The sequence below is a fragment of the Bradyrhizobium sp. CB1015 genome, assembly GCF_025200925.1.
GTDB lineage: Bacteria > Pseudomonadota > Alphaproteobacteria > Rhizobiales > Xanthobacteraceae > Bradyrhizobium.
This window is the reverse complement of the sequence record NZ_CP104174.1, coordinates 5,557,988-5,575,658: the sequence shown is the minus strand read 5'-3', so window position 1 is coordinate 5,575,658 and position 17,671 is coordinate 5,557,988. Positions and strand designations below refer to the sequence as shown.

The following is a 17,671-nucleotide window of genomic DNA, read 5'->3' as shown; positions in this document are numbered from 1 at the left end:
CCCCCATCAGCTCCAAGTGTGGCCGAGAACGACGGCAGAAAGCATTAACGTTTGATACGTTCGTTGCGGGTATCGCCGAGCCAGCAAGCTCGGTGGAGGACACGGAAAGCGGATGCGCGGGATCCTCAATCAGCTCGCCGATCCAAGGTTCCTCGCGCTCGATTGACGTTGTCACTGAGCATGTTGCGGACGCCTGTGGTCACGGCGGCGACGCCGTTTGTGCCGTGCATCAGCGCGATCTCGCCCTGCTGCTCGTGGCGGATGGCGTGCGCCATGATGCGCAGGCGAGGGTCGCCGCGGCTGTGCCACATCTGGTTCGCCATCCTGACCGCACCGCGGTGATGCCTGCTCATCGCCTCGACGAACAGCGTGTCGAACTGGTTCGGCGGCGCGGTCTTGACCTGGCGCATCTCGGCCGGTGTCAGGAAGCCCGGCATCGCCGCACGCTCCTCGGTGCTGCAATCGGGCATCTCCGTGTCGAACCAGCTCAGCCACCAATCCTCGAAGATCTGGTTCTCTCCGGTCTGGCTCGCGACCATCAGCATCGCGAGCTTCCGCAGATGTGGATCCTGCGCGCGCTCGGCAGCCGTCCGTGCCAGCTCGATGCCCTGGGCATGATGCGCGGTCATATGACGGATGTAGGCCTGGTCTTGATCCCTGTCGCGGCCCATCCACGGCAGCTCGTAACCATGACCGCCGAACAACGCGACCGCCCCGAGCATCGCAATCACGGTCAGCGCGCCCGTCATCCACATGGTGGTGAACCGCACGTCGCTGGCAGGCGCAGTCCCGCGCTTCCACCGCAGGCGCGCGAACAGGGGATACATCACGGCCGAGGAGCCATGGACCAGCAGGCCGATCCAGTAGGGTTGTTGCAGCGTGAACAGCGGCTGCCAGAATGGAAACAGCGGCACCAGCACGAACCATTCCATGCCTGAAGAGAACACGGCCCAGGGCAGCGCCAACAGCAGGATCGTCGTCGGCCGCAAGTCGGCCGTCCAGCGTCCGAGCACGCCGAAGAAAACCAACGTCCAGGAAAAATCGGCCCATTGGTGAAAGGCGATCCCGGCCAGCATCGCATTCCAGGATGGCTCGGAGCCGATCGCCCAATCGCGCGCAGGAATTGCGGCAACCGTCATCCAGTCGACCGCGGCATCGCGGCCGATGCGGGCCGCCAAGAGCTGGCTGACGATGGTCGAGAAAGTGCTGCTGATCAGGCCGAGGGCGGCCGCGGCAATCCAGCGCGAACGCCGCCGCTCGCCGATGGTGCGCCGCGCCCCACTCGCGAGCGCTGGTCGCGGTTCTGCGTTCACGTCAGCTGCTTGAGCTTCTTCAGCGGATTAAGCTCGCTCGGCTTGTCTTGCTCGGCGCGCCCACGCTCGGCTTGCGCCTTGCCATCATCATGCAGATCCTGATCGCCGATGATTTCGCCGACGGCCTGCTTGGTCTTGCCGGCGATCCGTTGCTGCAGACCTTTGGTCTTGCCCATGAGCTGCCTCCGATATGTCCTGCCGACGGGCTCACGCCGCAGCCCCGGCGCCTGAAGGGGGCGTGGGCGCCGGGGCTGCGGTCTTGCAAATTGCTTCCGGCGGCGGGGGGAGACGCCGGAAGCATTGATCATACTCTTCGCGACGCGGATGGTTCCTGCTGATATCACCGAGGTTCGAGCGCGATGATCACGCCTTCGTTGCCCCGGAGCAGGATGGACGCATCCGGCACCGGCTCGGTCCGCCGATCCAGATGCGTCGACATCAAGAGACGGCCGCGGCCTTGCCAGTGCAATTTCCGCGGTTCGGCCGCGATATTGAGCGCAACCAGAATCTCGCTTCGGCCATCCCGCCGCTTGTAGGCCAGGACATCGTTCTGCGATCGCAGCGGTTCGTATTCGCCCCGTTGCAGGCCGGCATGCTCGCGCCGCAGCGCCATCAGCGCACGAAACAGCGCCAGGGTCGAACGCTCCTCGCGCTGCTGTGCGGCGATATTGGCCGCGCCAGCGGGCGGCTCCAGCGGCAGCCATGGACAGCCCGTGGTGAAGCCGCCGTCGGGACTGTCGTCCCATCGCATCGGTGCGCGTTCGGGATCGCGGCACAGGCCATAGCCGGGCACGAGCTTCTCGAAGGGATCGCGGACGCGGCCCGGCGGGATCGGCACGCGCTTGCGGCCGATTTCGTCGCCCATGAAGAAGAACGGCGTTCCCCGCAGCGTCATCAGCAGCATCGCCAGCACGCGCATCTGCGCCTCGCCGATCTTGCTCGCGATCCGCTGCTTGTCGTGGCCGCCGATGACCCACACCGGCCAGCCATCGTCCGGGATGGCGTTGAGATAGGCGTCGATCGTGGCCTGCAGCGAGAGGGCGTCCCACTTGGAATCGAGCAGGGCGAAATTGAGCGGCAAGTGCAGGCGCGGACGGTCGTTGCCGTAGAAGTGGCCGATGCGATCGGTCTTGCCCTGGACTTCACCGCACAGCAACCGCCCGGGATAGGCATCGATCACCTCCCGGATGAACTCGACGCAATCCATCGTCTCGGGCCGATCGTCGGTAAACACCGGCGTGTGCCGCTGCGGCGGCGGCTTGCCCTCGGCGTTGGGGTTCGGCGGGTTGTCGCGCAAGAGCTGGTCCTTGATCAGGACCGCGCTGGCGTCGACGCGAAAACCGTCGACGCCGCGGTCGAGCCAGAACCGCATGGTCTCGGCGATTGCTGACCTTACGTCCGGGTTGCGCCAGTTGAGGTCGGGCTGCTCCACCAGGAAGGAATGATAGTAGTATTGGCGCCGCGCCTCGCACCATTCCCAGCCGCTGCCGCCGAAGCGGCTCAGCCAGTTGTTGGGCGGCCCGCCGTTCTCGCCGGGGTCGGCCCAGATGTACCAATCCGCTTTCGCGCTGTTGCGCGAGCTCGCGCTCTCGACGAACCATGCATGATCGTCCGCGGTGTGATTGGGGACGAGGTCGAGGATCAGCCGGATGCCCGCGGCGTGCAGCGCCTCGAGCAGGCGATCGAACTCCTCGAGGCTGCCGAAGGCGGGATCGATCGAACAATAGTCGGAGATGTCATAGCCGAGGTCGCGGAAGGGGCTTTTGTAGATCGGCGTCAGCCACACCGCATCGACGCCGAGCCATTTCACATAGTCGATGCGCGACATCAAACCGGCAAGGTCGCCCTTGCCGTCGCCGTTCGAGTCCTGAAATGAGATCAGCGCGATCTCGTAGATGACGGCGGATTCCCACCACGCAGCTTCGTCACGGGACTCGGCGCTCATCACCTTGCTTCACCTCGTTGTGCCCAGCAGGCGCCGCGATCTGCCTCGCCGCAGTTCGGACGCTCTCGATGCCCCTGGGAAAACCGCTGCGGTTCGGATAGAGCTTGCGCCGTGCATCGCGCGGCGGGCGGCGTGGCCTCGTGTCCTGCGCGGCGCGGTAGTCGAGCACGGCGATGCCGCCGACCATCAGCAGCGCCAGCGCGATGTTGCCCTTCTTGGGATTGTCCGACGTCAGCCCGGACAGCAGCGCGGCCGCATCGAGGCCGTCGCCGCCGACGCGGGCCCACAGGCCGGCGTTCTTGTCGACCGAGAGCGACATGATCCCGGCAAGGATCTCGCGCACGCCGAAGGCGCGCACCAGCGTCTCATGGCCTTCCATGCCCAGCGTGTGCGTGACGCGTCTCGGGGCGAAGAGCTCGACGACGCCGAGGCCGATGCTGAACCAGCCGAGTGCGCGTGCGAGCTGGTCCGCCGGCTGCTTCAGGCTCGGTCCGCCCGCGACGATCTTCGGGTCGCCCTTGGTGCGCACGATGTTGGAGAAGTGAAACATGGCTTGCTCCTTCATGGCTTCAGCACGACCTTGACGCAGGAATCGCGCTTGTCGCGAAACACCTGGTACATCTCGGGGCCTTGGGCGAGCGGGACGGTGTGGGTGATGACGAAGGACGGGTCGATCTCGCCTTCTTCGATGCGGCGGAGCAGATCGTCGGTCCAGCGGTTGACGTGGGTCTGGCCGGTCCGCATCGTCAGGCCCTTGTTCATGAAGGCGCCCATCGGGAGCATGTCGGACAGGCCGCTGTACACGCCTGGCACCGAGATGATGCCACCGGGACGGCAGACATAGATCATCTCGCGCAGCACGTGGGGCCTGTCACTCTCGGCCATCACCATCTGCTTGGCGCGGTCGAGCAGGGTGTCGGGCAGCGATGGCATCACATGCGATTCCATGCCGACGCAATCGATGCATTTTTCCGGACCCTTGCCGTCGGTCAGCTCCTGGAGCCGCTCCACCACGCTCTCGGTCTCGAAGTTGATCGTGGTGGCGCCGCCGGCTTCGGCCATGCTGAGCCGCTCCGGCAGGCAGTCGATCGCGATCACCTGGTTGGCGTCGAGCAGGATGGCGCTGCGGATCGCCATCTGCCCGACCGGGCCACAGCCCCAGATCGCGACCGTGTCCGTCGGCTCGATGTCGCATTGCACGGCGGCCTGCCAGCCGGTCGGGAAGATGTCGCTGAGGAACAGCAATTGCTCGTCGGGAATGCCCGCCGGCACCTTGATGTGGGTGGCGTCGGCAAAGGGCACGCGGAGATATTCGGCTTGGCCGCCGGGATAGCCGCCGGTCAGATGGGTGTAGCCGAACAGGCCTGCCGTCGTGTGCCCGAATACCTTGTCGGCCAGATGACGCTTGCGGTTGGTGGTCTCACACACAGAGAAATTGCCGCGCTTGCACTGGTCGCATTCACCGCAAATGATCGTGAACGGCACGACGACGCGGTCACCCTTCTTGAGCTTGCCGTTGACGCCGGAGCCGACCTCGACCACTTCGCCCATGGACTCGTGGCCCAAGATGTCGCCGGGCAGCATGCCCGGAATGAAATTGTGAAAGAGGTGCAGGTCGGAGCCGCAGATGGCGCAGCTCGTCACCTTGATGATGGCATCACGCGGATCCTGGATCTCCGGGTCGGTGACGGTATCGCACCGGATGTCCTCCTTGCCGTGCCAGACCAGCGCCTTCATCGTCCGTCCTCCCGGTTGATCCACGTGCCATGTAAGTCCAGGCACGAACGATGGTTGCTATCGCCGCGCGCAAATTCTTCGCACTGCGCAAATAGGAACGAGAGAGCAGGGCAGCGATTGAGCGTGATCGCCTCAATTCCACGATCTCAGTTGCAAGGAGGTGCCGCATGCCCGCCAATCAGTTCGCCGTCGTCACAGGCGCCTCAACCGGTATCGGTCTGGAACTCGCCAGGTGCTGCGCGCAGGCCGGGTTCAACCTCGTTATCGCCGCGGACGAGCCTCAGATCGAGCGGGTGGCCGTCGATCTGCGTCGGCTTGGCGGCAGCGTGGAGCCGGTCGAGACCGATCTTGCGACTACCGAGGGCGTCGACAAGCTGTGCGCGGCGATCGGCGACCGGCCGATCGATGCGTTGCTGGCCAATGCCGGCATCGGTCTCGGCAAGGCGTTCCTCGACCAGGACTTTGCCAGGGTGAAGCACCTCATCGACACCAACATCACCGGCACGCTGTATCTGATCCACCGCGTCGGCAATGAGATGCTCCGCCGCAATGCCGGCCGCATCCTGATCACCGGTTCGATCGCCGGTTTCATGCCGGGCAGTTTCCAGGCCGCCTACAACGCCAGCAAGGCGTTCCTCGATTCCTTCTCGTTTGCGCTGCGCGAGGAACTGCGCGACAGCGGCGTCACCGTCACCTGCCTGATGCCGGGTGCGACCGAGACCGAGTTCTTCCGCCGCGCGGACATGATGGACACCAAGGTCGGCACCGACAAGAAGGACGGCGCCTACGATGTCGCCAAGGCCGGTTTCGATGCGATGATGCGCGGGGAGGCCGACATCGTCACCGGGCTGAAGAACAAGATCCAGACGACGGTCGCGAACGTTACGCCGAACGAGATGCTGGCCAAGCAGCACCGCAAGATGGCGGAGCCCGGTACCGCAAGGTCGTAGAGCGACGGGCGCGCAATGCTGCGGAGCGGCGCGAACCGTTTGCGAAGGGAAAGAAGACCCCCGATTCACATAGCCTAATGCGCCGCGGCCCTCAAACCGTCAAATTGTACGGGCTGAAACAAAAGGGGGGCTGCGGTGGCAATGGATCGCATCGAACAGGCCTTTGTCGCGACTGCCGTTACGGGATTTCTCGTGATGATGGTGGCAATCGTCTGGATGATGATGAGCTGAGTGGGGAGCCTGCCGTCTTGCGCATCGCGCTACCTTACGCCGCGGTTGTCCTGTGCCTGGCAGTAACCGCCTGGCTTGCCATCGCGCATCTGTTCTGATCGTCAATCGGCTGTGAGATCAGCGGCCGTGGTCCGATCTCCGGTCCTCTCGAGGCTGCGGCTGGCGGCGTTCCTCTCCCAGGTCATCGCGCAGCCGCCGCGCGCTCACGAGGTGATCGCTCTTGCGCAGCAATGCCATGGCCTCGCGGACCAGCTCTCAGGAATAATGCAGGAGCTGCTTGTCGACGGCGGAATTGGGCGCATAAATCATCGGTCGTTCCCCGAAGGACCGCACCTCGCGGCGTGTCAGCTAGGCGGCTGCGTGATAAGCCCGGCAAGCTTCCGTGCCATCGCCGCAAGATCGATCGGCTTTTCCAGCAGCGGCACGTCCTGAAATTCCGGACCGAGCGTGATCTTGTCGTATCCCGTGGTGAAAAGGAACGGCACGTTCCGTGCCCTCAGCTCGCGGGCGATCGGAAAGATCATCTCGCTGCGGATGTTCACGTCGAGCACGGCTGCGTCCAGGACGCTGCCGTCGTGCAGGATCTTGAGCGCGTCTTCGAGATGGCCGACGGGACCGGCGATCTCCGCACCGAGCGCGCGGAATGTCTTGCCGATGTCCTCGGCGAGAAAATACTCGTCCTCGACCACGAAGATGCGGCGCCCCTTGAGCTCTGCGGGCTGATGCGACGATGCCGCCATGCTGTCTCGGCCTCCAGACGCATAGGAACCTAGGCCGGCGATCCGCCTTGGTGCAAACTGCAAACGAAGCAAATGGAGGCGGGTTCCATGGCCAACCGCGACATCATTGTCATCGGGGGCTCGGCCGGAGCGACGGCTCCATTGAAGCAGATTCTGGGCCGTCTGCCCGCGGACCTGCCGGCCGCCGTCTTCGTCGTGCTGCACATTCCGGCGCAGGGCATCGGCATCCTCTCCACCGTGGCCGGCAGTGCCGGTCCGCTCCCGGTGCGGCAGGCCGAGAACGGCATGAAGATCGAGCCCGGCCAGATCTACCTGGGTGCCCCGGACCATCATCTTCTCGTCACGGAGGACCACATCTTTCTCGGCCGCGGCCCGCGCGAGAACATGGTGCGGCCGGCGATCGATGCGCTGTTCCGCTCCGCCGCGCTCTATCACGGGCCGCGCGTCATCGGCGTGCTCCTGAGCGGCCTGTTGTCCGACGGTGCGGCCGGCCTCAATGCCATCAAGCGCTGCGGCGGCTTGGCCGTGGTGCAGGACCCCGCGGACGCGATCTCGGACGAGATGCCGCGGCGCGCCATGGAGGCGACCACGGTCGACCTCTGCGTTCCCGGCGCCACTATGGGCGACGTGCTGTCCGAACTGGTCAGGGAGCAGGCCGGCGCCGCGCTGCCGATCCCGCCCGAGATCAGGCTCGAGGTCGAGATCGCGGCCGGTGAGCGGATCGGAAGCGACAATCTCGTCTCTATGGCTGACCCTGTCGCCCTGACCTGTCCAACCTGCGGCGGGGTGCTCTCGGAGGTCAAGAACGCCCGCCCGATGCGTTTCCGCTGCCAGGTCGGCCACGGCTTCACCGCCGATGCGCTCGCCAAGGAGCAGGAGGGGCGCGTCGACGAAGCCTTGCGCGTGGCATTGCGGATCATCGAGGAGCGGGCGGAGCTGGTGCAGCGCATGGCCGCCGATGGTCGGCGCAGCGGCCGGGCTGCCGTCGCGGAGATGTACGAGGCTCGGGCGCTCGAATATCGCGAATATGCCGACATGATCAGGCGCGTCGTGCTAAAGTCGCTCGATCCTTCCGTAGGCAAACGGGAGGCGTGAAGGGGCGGCCATGGCAATCTCTCTTGCCGAACGCACCGCACAGCTCGATGCCGAGCGCCGCCTGCTGGTGAAGGCGGACCACGATATCGAGAGCGGTTGGCAGCGGGTTCGCGATCAGGAGGACCGGGTGCGCGAGCTCATGGCAGGCGGTCACGACACGCTTCAGGCGGAGCGGCTGGTCGACCTGCTCAAGCAGACGCTGGTCGAATGGGAGCGCCACCGCACCCTGATCGAGGAGCGTGTGACCTTTCTGCAGCGTGAGGTCAATCCGGAGGCGTAGGGCGCCCGACGCTGATCTCCCGCACAGCGTTGCTCGACGCAGCGCAGAAGCAGGCGACCCAGTCGCGCCCGTCGCCTGAATGGGGCTAGCTGGATCAAAGGGACGCCCGGGACATTTTTGCCTTTGATGTGTTGGGATAATATCGATTCTGCTATTTGCAGGGTGGGGCGCCCATCGGGTTCCCGCCAGCCAGTGAGCCACCAGAGCCATGACCGAAAACGGCGACCAGCCGGTCGATGCAAACCGCCAGAGCAAGACCCCGCTGATCATAGGGGTCGGCGCCTCGCCAGGCGCGCTGGACAGCATCGAGCGCTTCTTCGCCAAGATGGCGGTCGGGGCCGATCAGGCAATCGTGCTGGCGCTTCAGCACCACGAGGCGTTCGACGAGCCGCGGCTGCGCGACGTCGTGCAGAATTCCAACGGCAACAAGGTCGCCGAGATCGCCGACGGTCACCCGGTCGAAGGCGGCACGATCTATCTGTGTCCACCGGCCATGATCACCACCATCCAGGGTGATCGCTTCGCAATCCGCAAGGCCGAGCAGGCGCCCGGTGAGCGCGCCACGATCGACAGCTTCCTGGTCTCGCTGGCAGAGGAGCGCGCCGAGCAGTCGATCGGTGTCATCCTTGCCGGCACCGGGGGCGACGGCACGCTGGGCACGGCGACGCTGAAGGATCACGGCGGCCTCGCCATCGCCGAGAAGATCGAAAATGCGAACGAGGCCGGGCATCTCGACGGCAACACGCCCGCCGCGATTGCCGATTATGTTCTTCCGCCCGAGGATATCCCCGAGCACATCCAGGTCTATGCCCGTCATCTCAGGCGTCTGGAGGAGAAGCAGGGCTTCGACGAGGTCCTCGCCGCGGCCGCCACCTCGCTGTCGCGCATCGCCGAGATCCTGCGAAACAAGACCGGCAACGATTTCCACGGCTACAAGCAGAACACCTTCCTGCGCCGGGTGCAGCGGCGCATGCAGGTTGTCCGGATCGACGACATTGCCGCCTACGTGGATTTTCTTCGCAACGACAAGGACGAGGCGCAGCATCTCTTCAACGACCTCCTGATCGGCGTCACCGAATTCTTCCGCGACAAGCGCGAGTTCGAGGTGCTGGAGACGCAGATCATCCCGAAGATCTTCGAGGGCAAGGCGGCAGGCCAGCAGGTCCGCGTCTGGGTGCTCGGCTGCGCCACCGGCGAGGAGGCCTATTCGATCGGCATCCTGTTGCGTGAGCACATGGCGCGGTTGGACTCCGTGCCGCAGGTCCAGATCTTCGCCACCGACATCGATGGACGGGCGCTCGCAACCGCCCGCGTCGGCCGCTATCGCACCAATATCGAGACGGACATGACCAGCGAGCGGCTGGCGCGCTGGTTCGTGCGCGAGGGCGATACCTATTGCGTGGTGAAGGAGCTGCGCGAGATGTGCATCTTCTCGCAGCACAACGTCATCAAGGACGCCCCGTTCTCCAAGCTCGACCTCGTCTCCTGCCGCAATCTGCTGATCTATCTCAATGCCGAGCTGCAGAACCGCGTGATTCCGCTGTTTCATTTCGCGCTGCTGCCGGAGCGCTATCTGTTCCTCGGCAATTCCGAGAACGTGACCCGGCATCCGAAGCTGTTCTCTCCGGTCGACCGCCGCGCCCGGATCTTCAAGAAGCTCGAGACCGGAACGCGGCTGCCGCCCGAGTTTCCGATCACGACCGCGGCCGGCAGGGTGCCGGTCGAGGTGCCGACGATGCGCTCGTTCGGCCCCGACGTCGGCCTGGAGCGGCGCGCGCAGCGCATCGCGGAGCGCTATGCCCCGGCCTATGTCATCACCGACGAAAATTTCCAGGTCCTGCATTTCTCCGGGCGCACCGGCCGCTATATCGAGCCGACGGCAGGCGCCGCCACGCTCGACCTGCTGCAGCTCGTGCACCGCGATCTCCGGCTGGAATTGCGCACCACGCTCAGCCGCGCCGCCGACACCAACGAGACCGTTCATGCCGAGCAGGTGCAGCTTGGCGTGAACGGTCACCGCGTTCTCGTCGACATCACGGTCGAGCCGATCCAGGACGGCGTCGGCGGCCACCGCAATTTCGTCGTGCTGTTCAAGGACGGCCCGGCGCGAACCATCGAAGCCGACCAGACCAATCCCAACGCTCTGGTGCGCACCGAGCACGTCGAGCGCCTCGAGAATGATCTGCGGGCGACGCGCGAGCGCCTTCAGGCGACCATCGAGGAGCTCGAGAGCACCAATGAGGAGCTGAAATCGTCGAACGAGGAATATCAATCGCTGAACGAGGAGTTGCAGTCGGCCAACGAGGAGCTCGAGACCTCGCGCGAGGAGCTGCAGTCGGTCAACGAGGAGCTGACCACCGTGAACGGCGAGCTGGCGCACCGCGTTCAGGAGCTGACGCGTGCCACCAGCGATCTGAAGAATTTCCTCGAGAGCACGCAGATCGCCACGGTATTCCTCGACAACGATCTACGCGTGATGAACTTCACGCCCGCCATCACCCAGCTCCTGCATCTGGTCGAGACCGATACGGGCCGGCCGATCAGCCATATTAAGGCGCGAATCCCGATCGAGGAGCTTTACGATGATGTCCGCCGCGTTTTGCGCACGCTCGCGAGCGTCGAGCGCGAGCTGAGCGCGCCGGACAGCGGCACGCGCTACATCGTGCGCATCCTGCCATATCGCAGCATCGACAATTTCATCGCGGGCGTCGTCATCACCTTCATCGACGTCACCGCAATCACCCGTGCCGAGGAACGGCAGCGCCTGCTGCTCGCCGAGCTCCAGCACCGGGTTCGCAACACCCTCGGCGTGGTGCGCTCGATTGCCCGCCGCTCGGCGGAAACGAGCTCGACCGTGGAGGAATACGCCTCCCATCTCGACGGCCGTCTCAACGCCTTCGCCCGCACCCAGGCGCTGGTGACGCGCGATCCCGAAGGCGGCGTCGATCTGGAATATCTCGTGGTCGAGGAGCTGCTCGCCTATAATGCCAGGGAAGGCGAGCAGATGCGGGTCTCGGGCCCGAAAATCCGCTTCCAGCCCAAGGCCGCCGAAACCTTCGCGCTCGCCATCCACGAGCTCGCGACCAACGCGCTCAAATACGGCGCCTTAAGTCAGCCGAGCGGGCGCATCGAGGTGACCTGGCGCGTCGATGAGAGCGCCGATCCGCCGGAGCTGGTGTTCGAGTGGCGGGAGCGCGGCGGGCCGCCCGTGACGGCAAGGCCGCGAAAGGGATTCGGGACCGAGCTTTTGGAGCGCACGGTGGCGTTCGAGCTGAAGGGGCAGACCACGATGGCATTCAACCCGGCCGGGTTGCAATGCACCATCACGTTCCCCCTGACCAAGCGTGCCTTCCACACACCGGTGGTGGCCGCCTGATGCCGTTGTCGACAGCCGATCGCACCGTCCTGGAGCCGGTCGTTCGCCGGCTGAGCGCGTTGCGGCCGTTGTCGAGCGAGGCTCGCGCATCGCTGGAATACGCCATGCTCGAGGGCCTTCAGCGCGCCGGATCCGGCGAGGATCTGATCACCGAGGGAGATCCCGTCGACGGCGTCCGCATCCTGTTGTCGGGCTGGCTCGGCCGTTACAAGACGCTGGAGGACGGCCGGCGACAGATCGTCAATTTCATCTTCCCGGGCGAAAGCTGCGATGCGCATGCCTACCTGCTTTCGGAAATGGACCATTCGATCGTGGCGCTGACGCCTGTGGTCTATGCCGAGATCAGGCGCGCCCGCTTCGAGGCCCTCCTCGCCAACAACCCCACGCTGTCGGAAGCGTTCTGGTGCGAGACGCTGCTCAACAGCGCAATCCAGCGGGAATGGGCGCTCAATCTCGGCCGTCGTGTCGCGCTGGAGCGCGTCGCGCATCTGTTCTGTGAAATCGTGGAGCGGCTCCGCCCGGTGGGGATGGTCGACGGCAAATCCTGCCTCATGCCCGTCACGCAAATGGATCTCGCCGATGCCACCGGGCTTTCCGTCGTTCACCTCAATCGGACGCTCCAGGAGCTGCGCGCGGCGGGGCTGATCGTGCTGCGCGAGCGAACGCTGACCATCCCGGACCTCGATGCGCTCAAGAACGCGGCGCTGTATTCACCGAGCTATATGCGGCTCTACCGGGCGACCGAAGCGATCCGGTGACGGCGTTCCGTCGCGGCTCGGACGGGTTTTTAGAGCATTTCACAATTTGATTGAAGCGTAACCGGCGTTAGCGAAGTAGTTGGCACATTCACGAGGCTGGATGTCCTGGACGAGGTGACCGATGTGGCGCCAAGTGTCCTCGATGGTGCGCTTTTGAGCTTGCCGCATCCAATGTTTGATCTTGGAGAAGGCCTGTTCGATCAGATTGAGGTCGGGCGAGTATGGCGGCAGGTACCAGAGCCTGGCGCCAGCCGCCTTGATCATCTGCCTGACGGCTCTCGACTTGTGGCTTCCGAGATTGTCGAGAATGACGATATCGCCCTCGCGCAGGGTCGGAAGGAGGAGGTGCTTCACGTAAGCGCGGAAGCATTGGCCGTTGATCGGCCCATCGAAGACGCAGGGGGCGGTGAGCTGGTCGTGGCGGAGTGCGCCGAGGAATGTGAGGGTACGCCAGTGCCCGTGCGGGGCGAAGCCGCGCAGGCGTGCCCCTTTGGGGCCCCAGCCCCGCAAGGGGGCCATGTTGGTCTTGATCCAGGTCTCATCGATGAAGACGAGCCGGCCCGGATCAAGTCCGGTCTGCCAGGACCGCCAACGCTGGCGCCTACGAGAGACGTCGGCGCGAGCCTGTTCGAGCGCGAACAGTGTTTTTTTTGAACCGCAGCCCTTCCCGGCGCAGGAACAGCCAGACTGCATTGTGTGAGACCTTAACCCCACGGGCAGCCAGCTCCGCCTTCAGACCATGCAGCGTCAGGTGCGGCGTCTGAGTGATCCGCTCGACGATGAAGGCGCGGTGCGGATCAAGCACAGGCTTGCGGTGACCACCCATCTTGCCAGGCGCTACCGAGCCGGTCGTTCGATAACGCTGCGACCACTTCACAACCGACGAGACCGCAACACCAAACCGTGCCGCCACAGAACGGCAGCTCTCACCCTTGGCAACCGCGGATACCGCACGCTTACGTAAATCGTTGGAAATTGGTCGGACCATGGGATGCTGGCCTCCAGCCCAGCCAGCATCTTGAATCATATTCGCCCCAGATCCGGAATCCCTTCCGATTCAATAAATTCGTGAACCGCTCTAGCTGACATCCGCCGGCACCGGACGTCGTCCTGCTCCCAATCAGGCCGGTTTACGGCGCTGCCCGTCCTGCGCATCATCATCGTGTTCACTTGGAAAAGGCGCGTGAGTTTGCCGGCCGAGAAACGTATCCGGTAGGGGCAGCTCCAGCACTGCTCGTGCCTCGCGGATCGTCTTGCGAACTTCCTCGACGTGCTTCTCGTCCGACTCCAACGGATGGTGAATCTGCTCGGCCATCAAGCGCTCCCCGATCATGCAGGCGGGAGCGCCATCGGTCTCTCAGCCACCGGCGCCTACGGCAGAGCCACAGCCGGTGATGAGGTCACCGTACACCCGTTGCAGCGTTTCAGCTAAGGAAATCGGGGATTTGCCGGTCAATTCTTGTTCCAGGCCACCGCGGTGCGGTTGAGAGCGGTCCGGCGGGGTTGTGACCTCTTGATCCAGGTTAATCGCCGGCGCTTTTTGAGCCGTTGGCGCGATTTTAGTAACCTATGCAAGAGCGCGCTCTTTGGGGCGTTGCATAATGACTGATGCCAGACACCCTGTTTGCCCGCGCCACGCGCGCTATCGAAGAGAGCCGTTTCCTCCGGGAGCAGCACAGACAAGTCGCGGGGCGCTACGGCGACGCGGTGAACGATTTGCGCCTCGCCATCATGGACAGCGCCATGCTTCGCTCCGAGATTAGAGCGCGCCGCGACAACGAGGAATCGTAAAACTTCGGTCTTTTCGCCAAAACTGCAACCGTTCCCTTTCTGGAACGTTAGATCGTCGGCCCGGCTGTGCAGCCCGGAAAGCCACCAACCACGTCGGAACGCAACGGCGCGCTCGACCTCATGCACCAGGAGGACGCCTGATGAGGACGCGACATCGGTTCAAGCAAGTCGACACTCTGGAAGCGCGGCTCGCCGCCGAGGCGGAGCGGCTGCGAGAACAGGCCAGCTTGCTTCCGCCCGGCGCGGCGCGCGACGAGATCTTGCGCAAGGCGCGTCAGGCGGAAACGGGGTCTCAGATGAGCGAGTGGCTGAGGTCGCCGGGCCTGCAGCCGCCGAGCTAGCCCGGCGATGCGCGTCGTCAGCGCCGCTTCGCGGCTTTGCTTCGCCGATTGTAGGGCGAGCGGTTGACCGGCCGCAGCGAAATCCCTTCGCGTTGCGCCTTGCTGCGGATCGCCGCGACGGGGCGCTGCAGCAGCTTGATGCTCATCACGCCGGTCGGCGTGTTGCCTTTCGCAAGTTGCTTCAGCTTGCTCACATCCGCCGCTGTCCACGGCTCGCGCGCGCGGCGCTTGTAGGCGGGATTTGCCTTGCGCGCGCCTTTGCGGCCGATCGGCGAACCCGGTCGTTTCCATGCTGCTTTTGCCATGATGATCCTCCTTCAACTCGTCCTTGAACATACGAATCAGCATTTCGGTTCCGGCGCAGTCCGGATCGAGCGGTCCTGCGGTTGTGGTCTGCGCAAAATCGGGCGGCGTTAACTTATGGAAATGCTGGAACCGCAAATTGCGACGGAAGCTACAATTGCTGCCGGGCTGAGCCGCCTCAACCGGCACGAGACTTGAGTGACAAGCGAACTTGGGCCTCGGCGCCCGATCCCCCGCCGGGCCAATTTCCTTCCAACCGAATTTTCCGCGAAAATGAAATGACCGCCAAACGTAACCGCAGGAAACAGACCCAAACGCTTCAGGAGCGGCTGGCCGCCTTCGCCGAAAGTGCTCGCGAGCGCGCGCTCAGCCTGCCGCCGGGCAGAGAACGCGAGATGCTGCTGCGCCGCGCCAAGCAGAACGAAGTGACCTCGAACCTCACGGATTGGCTCAGCGCACCCGTCGCTCCAAGGCGAGGACCATCATAGTGGCAGGCATCAAGCACTACCGTGCGTTCCAGATCGAGCCGGACGGGCACGTGTTCGGATGCATCAACCTCGTCTGTGACGACGAGCAGGCCAAGCGCGAAGCCGCCTCGCTCGTCCTGGTGCATCGCATCGAGCTGTGGCGGCTCGATCAACGGATCGCCAAATTCGATGCGCCGCTGGAGCTTGCTCACCGGTAAAGTGTTGGGAACCGCGCGCTCGGCGCCGGGTTGGTCGGAGGACACCCACTTCGCCAGAGAGCCAGCATGACGGATGCCGACATTCGCAAGGGGATGCCGCCCGTCAAGCTGTCGCGCGAGGAGTTTGAGCGGCGCTACAGGCGTCAGTTCGTAGATCCCGCCTTTGCTCCGCTCGGGCGTGAGCTCGATGCCATCACCGCGGCGGCCTGGGACGCCTACAGCCATTCGCGCAAGGCACCATTGACACGGAAGGCCGGCGCAGGCTTCGCCGACCCCGACTATGATCTCGCCGTCGACTGGCTCGATGCGCGCGCTAAGATCCTGGAGGCGCAGCGCCGCCACGACGATGCCGACGCAACGCCGCGCATCCTGATCATCAACGGCTCGGCCCGCAGCGAGCACACCTGTCCCGGCGAGATGTCCAAGACCTGGCGGCTGGTCGAGCTGGCCGAGCCCGTCTTCATCGAGATGGGATTTGCCGTCGACATCCTCGATCTGTCGCGCCTCGCCTCGGAATTCGGCAAGACCATTCATCCCTGCAAGTCCTGCGTCGGCACCGCCATGCCGCTGTGCCACTGGCCGTGCAGCTGCTATCCGAACTATTCGCTGGGCCAGACCCACGACTGGATGAACGAGATCTATCCGCTCTGGGTTGCGGCGCACGGCATTCTGATCGTGGCCCCCGTGAACTGGTATCACGTGCCCGCCGGGCTCAAGGCGATGATGGACCGCATGGTCTGCGCCGACGGCGGCAATCCCGATCCGACCTCGACCCACGGCAAGAACGCCGCCGAAGCCAAGGCGATCGAGCTGAAGGGCTGGCCCTATCCGCGCCATCTCGCCGGCCGCCATTTCGGCGTCGTCGTTCACGGCGACGCGGTCGGCGCCGAGGGCGTGCGCCGGACCTTGTCCGACTGGCTGACCGACATGAAGCTGATCTCGGCGGGGCGCTACGCCGAGCTCGACGGTTATGTGGGCTACGGGGCGCCATACGCCACCTCCCATCGCGAGCTCGACGAGGACCGCGAATTCCAGCAGGAGGTGCAGAATGCGGCGCGCGCGCTCGGCAACGCGGTCCGGCTGGCGCGGAGCGGGCGCCTCGAGGAGCCCGGCGCCGGTCTTGCGGACCCGAATCCGAAATGACCGGCGCGCCACCACTTGATTGCCTGATTGTCGGAGGCGGCCCGGCCGGACTGATGGCCGCGATCTATCTGGCGCGCTTTCGCCGCCGCGTCTGCGTCGTGGACGCCGGCGCGAGCCGGGCGGCGCTGATCCCGCGCAGCCACAATGTCCCGGGCTTCGTCCATGGCCTGTCCGGCACGGAGCTGATCGAGCGGATGTCGGCCCAGCTGAATGATTTCGCCGTCACGCGCGTGGAGGCCGAGGTCAACGCGTTGCAGCGTCATGAACATGGCTTTGAAGCGAGCTGGAATGGCCGCGCGCATGCGGCCGCCACCGTCATTCTCGCCTGCGGGATCGTCGACACCCATCCGCCGTTCGACGCATGGCGCGCCGCCGTCGCCGATGGCCTGTTGCGCTACTGCCCGGTCTGCGACGCCTTCGAGGCGACGGGCCGCCGCATCGGCGTCATCGGCCCGCTCGCGCGCGCTGCGGGCAAGGCGCTGTTCCTGCGCGGCTATTCGCGCGACGTGACGCTGCTCGCAATTGGGCAGGGTGACGATCGGACCGCAATATCACGGCTCGCCGAGGCGGGCGTCGAGGTGGTCTTCGCGCCCGACCTGCGTTTGCGGCGGAGAGGCGAGGGCGTCGAAGCCGTCTTCGCCGACGGCAGGACGGCACAATTCGACATGGTCTATCCCGCCATGGGCGCGGAAGTGCGCTCGGAGCTCGCGATGGCCCTTGGCGCCGACCATACCGGAGACGGTTATCTGAAGGTTGATGATCACCAGCGCACGTCGATCACCGGGCTCTACGGCATCGGCGACGTCGTCACGGACCTGCACCAGATCTCGGTCGCGTTCGGCCATGCCGCCATCGCCGCCTGCACGATCCACAACAGCCTGCCGCCGCGACTGGCCTGACGGGACGGCGGTGAGCCTCACAATCGACCGGAACCGGGAACGAAGCGCGTTGCCCCGCTTTGGTCGAGCGGAGCGGGGCGCGCA

At 64.9% G+C, this 17,671-nt stretch carries 20 protein-coding genes; 11 read left to right on the top strand and 9 right to left on the bottom strand.

From position 1 onward, the window contains the following. Positions 1–125: 125 nt before the first annotated feature. The 5 genes from N2604_RS26035 to N2604_RS26015 all read right to left on the bottom strand — a co-directional run bounded on the left by N2604_RS26035 (position 126) and on the right by N2604_RS26015 (position 4,995). Entirely contained in the window at positions 126–1,313 is a 1,188-nt protein-coding gene (locus tag N2604_RS26035) for a DUF305 domain-containing protein (RefSeq protein ID WP_260370998.1), read from the bottom strand. Further along, entirely contained in the window at positions 1,310–1,489 is a 180-nt protein-coding gene (locus tag N2604_RS26030) for a CsbD family protein (RefSeq protein ID WP_172783307.1), read from the bottom strand. The genes N2604_RS26035 and N2604_RS26030 overlap by 4 nt, the downstream gene beginning before the upstream one ends. A 164-nt stretch (positions 1,490–1,653) precedes the next feature. After that, positions 1,654–3,258, bottom strand: a complete 1,605-nt coding sequence (locus N2604_RS26025; protein WP_260370997.1) for an alpha-amylase family glycosyl hydrolase — start codon at positions 3,256–3,258, stop codon at positions 1,654–1,656. Next, on the bottom strand, positions 3,239–3,808 hold the full coding sequence (locus N2604_RS26020; protein WP_260370996.1) for a hypothetical protein: 570 nt from the start codon (positions 3,806–3,808) through the stop codon (positions 3,239–3,241). The genes N2604_RS26025 and N2604_RS26020 overlap by 20 nt, the downstream gene beginning before the upstream one ends. Positions 3,809–3,819: 11 nt before the next feature. After that, entirely contained in the window at positions 3,820–4,995 is a 1,176-nt protein-coding gene (locus tag N2604_RS26015; protein ID WP_260370995.1) for a zinc-dependent alcohol dehydrogenase, read from the bottom strand. A 167-nt stretch (positions 4,996–5,162) separates the two neighbouring features. Between N2604_RS26015 and N2604_RS26010 the strand changes: the two genes are divergently transcribed. Beyond that, a complete protein-coding gene (locus N2604_RS26010; RefSeq protein ID WP_260370994.1) occupies positions 5,163–5,945 on the top strand; it encodes an SDR family oxidoreductase in 783 nt (260 codons plus the stop codon). 575 nt (positions 5,946–6,520) lie between these two features. Here N2604_RS26010 and N2604_RS26005 read toward each other — a convergent pair. Beyond that, on the bottom strand, positions 6,521–6,916 hold the full coding sequence (locus N2604_RS26005; RefSeq protein WP_260370993.1) for a response regulator: 396 nt from the start codon (positions 6,914–6,916) through the stop codon (positions 6,521–6,523). A gap of 87 nt (positions 6,917–7,003) precedes the next feature. On the opposite strand from N2604_RS26005, the gene N2604_RS26000 reads away from it, so the two are divergent. The 4 genes from N2604_RS26000 (at position 7,004) to N2604_RS25985 (ending at position 12,425) form a co-directional block, all read left to right on the top strand. Then, positions 7,004–8,011, top strand: coding sequence for a chemotaxis protein CheB (locus N2604_RS26000; protein WP_260370992.1), 1,008 nt, complete (start codon positions 7,004–7,006; stop codon positions 8,009–8,011). Between the two features lie 10 nt (positions 8,012–8,021). Beyond that, positions 8,022–8,291, top strand: coding sequence for a hypothetical protein (locus N2604_RS25995; protein ID WP_260370991.1), 270 nt, complete (start codon positions 8,022–8,024; stop codon positions 8,289–8,291). Positions 8,292–8,499: 208 nt separating this feature from the next. Next, complete coding sequence (locus tag N2604_RS25990) at positions 8,500–11,667, top strand: CheR family methyltransferase (protein WP_260370990.1); 3,168 nt, start codon at positions 8,500–8,502, stop codon at positions 11,665–11,667. Continuing rightward, on the top strand, positions 11,667–12,425 hold the full coding sequence (locus N2604_RS25985) for a Crp/Fnr family transcriptional regulator (RefSeq protein ID WP_260370989.1): 759 nt from the start codon (positions 11,667–11,669) through the stop codon (positions 12,423–12,425). Before N2604_RS25990 ends, N2604_RS25985 begins: the two co-directional genes overlap by 1 nt. Positions 12,426–12,464: 39 nt before the next feature. On the opposite strand, the gene N2604_RS25980 is transcribed toward N2604_RS25985, so the two are convergent. Together N2604_RS25980 and N2604_RS25975 are read right to left on the bottom strand one after the other, a co-directional pair. Next, positions 12,465–13,413, bottom strand: a protein-coding gene (locus tag N2604_RS25980; RefSeq protein ID WP_260370988.1) for an IS630 family transposase whose coding sequence is annotated in 2 segments (ribosomal slippage) — positions 12,465–13,076 and positions 13,078–13,413 — 948 coding nt in all. Because the reading frame shifts where the segments join, the coding sequence is not laid out codon by codon here. 132 nt (positions 13,414–13,545) lie between these two features. Continuing rightward, positions 13,546–13,740: a hypothetical protein gene (locus tag N2604_RS25975; protein WP_260370987.1), complete on the bottom strand. Its 195-nt coding sequence runs from the start codon at positions 13,738–13,740 to the stop codon at positions 13,546–13,548. A 293-nt stretch (positions 13,741–14,033) separates the two neighbouring features. Between N2604_RS25975 and N2604_RS25970 the strand changes: the two genes are divergently transcribed. After that, on the top strand, positions 14,034–14,216 hold the full coding sequence (locus tag N2604_RS25970; protein ID WP_260370986.1) for a hypothetical protein: 183 nt from the start codon (positions 14,034–14,036) through the stop codon (positions 14,214–14,216). Between the two features lie 140 nt (positions 14,217–14,356). Then, positions 14,357–14,557, top strand: coding sequence for a hypothetical protein (locus tag N2604_RS25965; protein WP_225144603.1), 201 nt, complete (start codon positions 14,357–14,359; stop codon positions 14,555–14,557). 17 nt (positions 14,558–14,574) lie between these two features. Here N2604_RS25965 and N2604_RS25960 read toward each other — a convergent pair whose 3' ends face one another. Next, positions 14,575–14,862, bottom strand: a complete 288-nt coding sequence (locus N2604_RS25960; protein WP_260370985.1) for a hypothetical protein — start codon at positions 14,860–14,862, stop codon at positions 14,575–14,577. A gap of 276 nt (positions 14,863–15,138) precedes the next feature. On the opposite strand from N2604_RS25960, the gene N2604_RS25955 reads away from it, so the two are divergent. The 4 genes from N2604_RS25955 (at position 15,139) to N2604_RS25940 (ending at position 17,587) form a co-directional block, all read left to right on the top strand. Next, the gene (locus N2604_RS25955; protein ID WP_260376312.1) at positions 15,139–15,348 is read left to right on the top strand and encodes a hypothetical protein; all 210 of its coding nucleotides are present in this window, start codon (positions 15,139–15,141) and stop codon (positions 15,346–15,348) included. Further along, complete coding sequence (locus N2604_RS25950; protein WP_260370984.1) at positions 15,348–15,545, top strand: hypothetical protein; 198 nt, start codon at positions 15,348–15,350, stop codon at positions 15,543–15,545. The genes N2604_RS25955 and N2604_RS25950 overlap by 1 nt, the downstream gene beginning before the upstream one ends. Before the next feature lie 66 nt (positions 15,546–15,611). Continuing rightward, on the top strand, positions 15,612–16,688 hold the full coding sequence (locus tag N2604_RS25945) for a flavodoxin family protein (protein WP_260370983.1): 1,077 nt from the start codon (positions 15,612–15,614) through the stop codon (positions 16,686–16,688). Continuing rightward, positions 16,685–17,587, top strand: a complete 903-nt coding sequence (locus tag N2604_RS25940) for an NAD(P)/FAD-dependent oxidoreductase (RefSeq protein WP_260370982.1) — start codon at positions 16,685–16,687, stop codon at positions 17,585–17,587. The genes N2604_RS25945 and N2604_RS25940 overlap by 4 nt, the downstream gene beginning before the upstream one ends. Positions 17,588–17,671: the final 84 nt, after the last annotated feature.

Coding starts and splice junctions, on each gene's coding strand:
- N2604_RS26030 (WP_172783307.1), bottom strand. CDS start 1,489: ATGGGCAAGACCAAAGGTCTGCAGCAACGGATCGCCGGCAAGACCAAG.
- N2604_RS26025 (WP_260370997.1), bottom strand. CDS start 3,258: ATGAGCGCCGAGTCCCGTGACGAAGCTGCGTGGTGGGAATCCGCCGTC.
- N2604_RS26020 (WP_260370996.1), bottom strand. CDS start 3,808: ATGTTTCACTTCTCCAACATCGTGCGCACCAAGGGCGACCCGAAGATC.
- N2604_RS26015 (WP_260370995.1), bottom strand. CDS start 4,995: ATGAAGGCGCTGGTCTGGCACGGCAAGGAGGACATCCGGTGCGATACC.
- N2604_RS26010 (WP_260370994.1), top strand. CDS start 5,163: ATGCCCGCCAATCAGTTCGCCGTCGTCACAGGCGCCTCAACCGGTATC.
- N2604_RS26005 (WP_260370993.1), bottom strand. CDS start 6,916: ATGGCGGCATCGTCGCATCAGCCCGCAGAGCTCAAGGGGCGCCGCATC.
- N2604_RS26000 (WP_260370992.1), top strand. CDS start 7,004: ATGGCCAACCGCGACATCATTGTCATCGGGGGCTCGGCCGGAGCGACG.
- N2604_RS25995 (WP_260370991.1), top strand. CDS start 8,022: ATGGCAATCTCTCTTGCCGAACGCACCGCACAGCTCGATGCCGAGCGC.
- N2604_RS25990 (WP_260370990.1), top strand. CDS start 8,500: ATGACCGAAAACGGCGACCAGCCGGTCGATGCAAACCGCCAGAGCAAG.
- N2604_RS25985 (WP_260370989.1), top strand. CDS start 11,667: ATGCCGTTGTCGACAGCCGATCGCACCGTCCTGGAGCCGGTCGTTCGC.
- N2604_RS25975 (WP_260370987.1), bottom strand. CDS start 13,740: ATGGCCGAGCAGATTCACCATCCGTTGGAGTCGGACGAGAAGCACGTC.
- N2604_RS25970 (WP_260370986.1), top strand. CDS start 14,034: ATGCCAGACACCCTGTTTGCCCGCGCCACGCGCGCTATCGAAGAGAGC.
- N2604_RS25965 (WP_225144603.1), top strand. CDS start 14,357: ATGAGGACGCGACATCGGTTCAAGCAAGTCGACACTCTGGAAGCGCGG.
- N2604_RS25960 (WP_260370985.1), bottom strand. CDS start 14,862: ATGGCAAAAGCAGCATGGAAACGACCGGGTTCGCCGATCGGCCGCAAA.
- N2604_RS25955 (WP_260376312.1), top strand. CDS start 15,139: ATGACCGCCAAACGTAACCGCAGGAAACAGACCCAAACGCTTCAGGAG.
- N2604_RS25945 (WP_260370983.1), top strand. CDS start 15,612: ATGACGGATGCCGACATTCGCAAGGGGATGCCGCCCGTCAAGCTGTCG.
- N2604_RS25940 (WP_260370982.1), top strand. CDS start 16,685: ATGACCGGCGCGCCACCACTTGATTGCCTGATTGTCGGAGGCGGCCCG.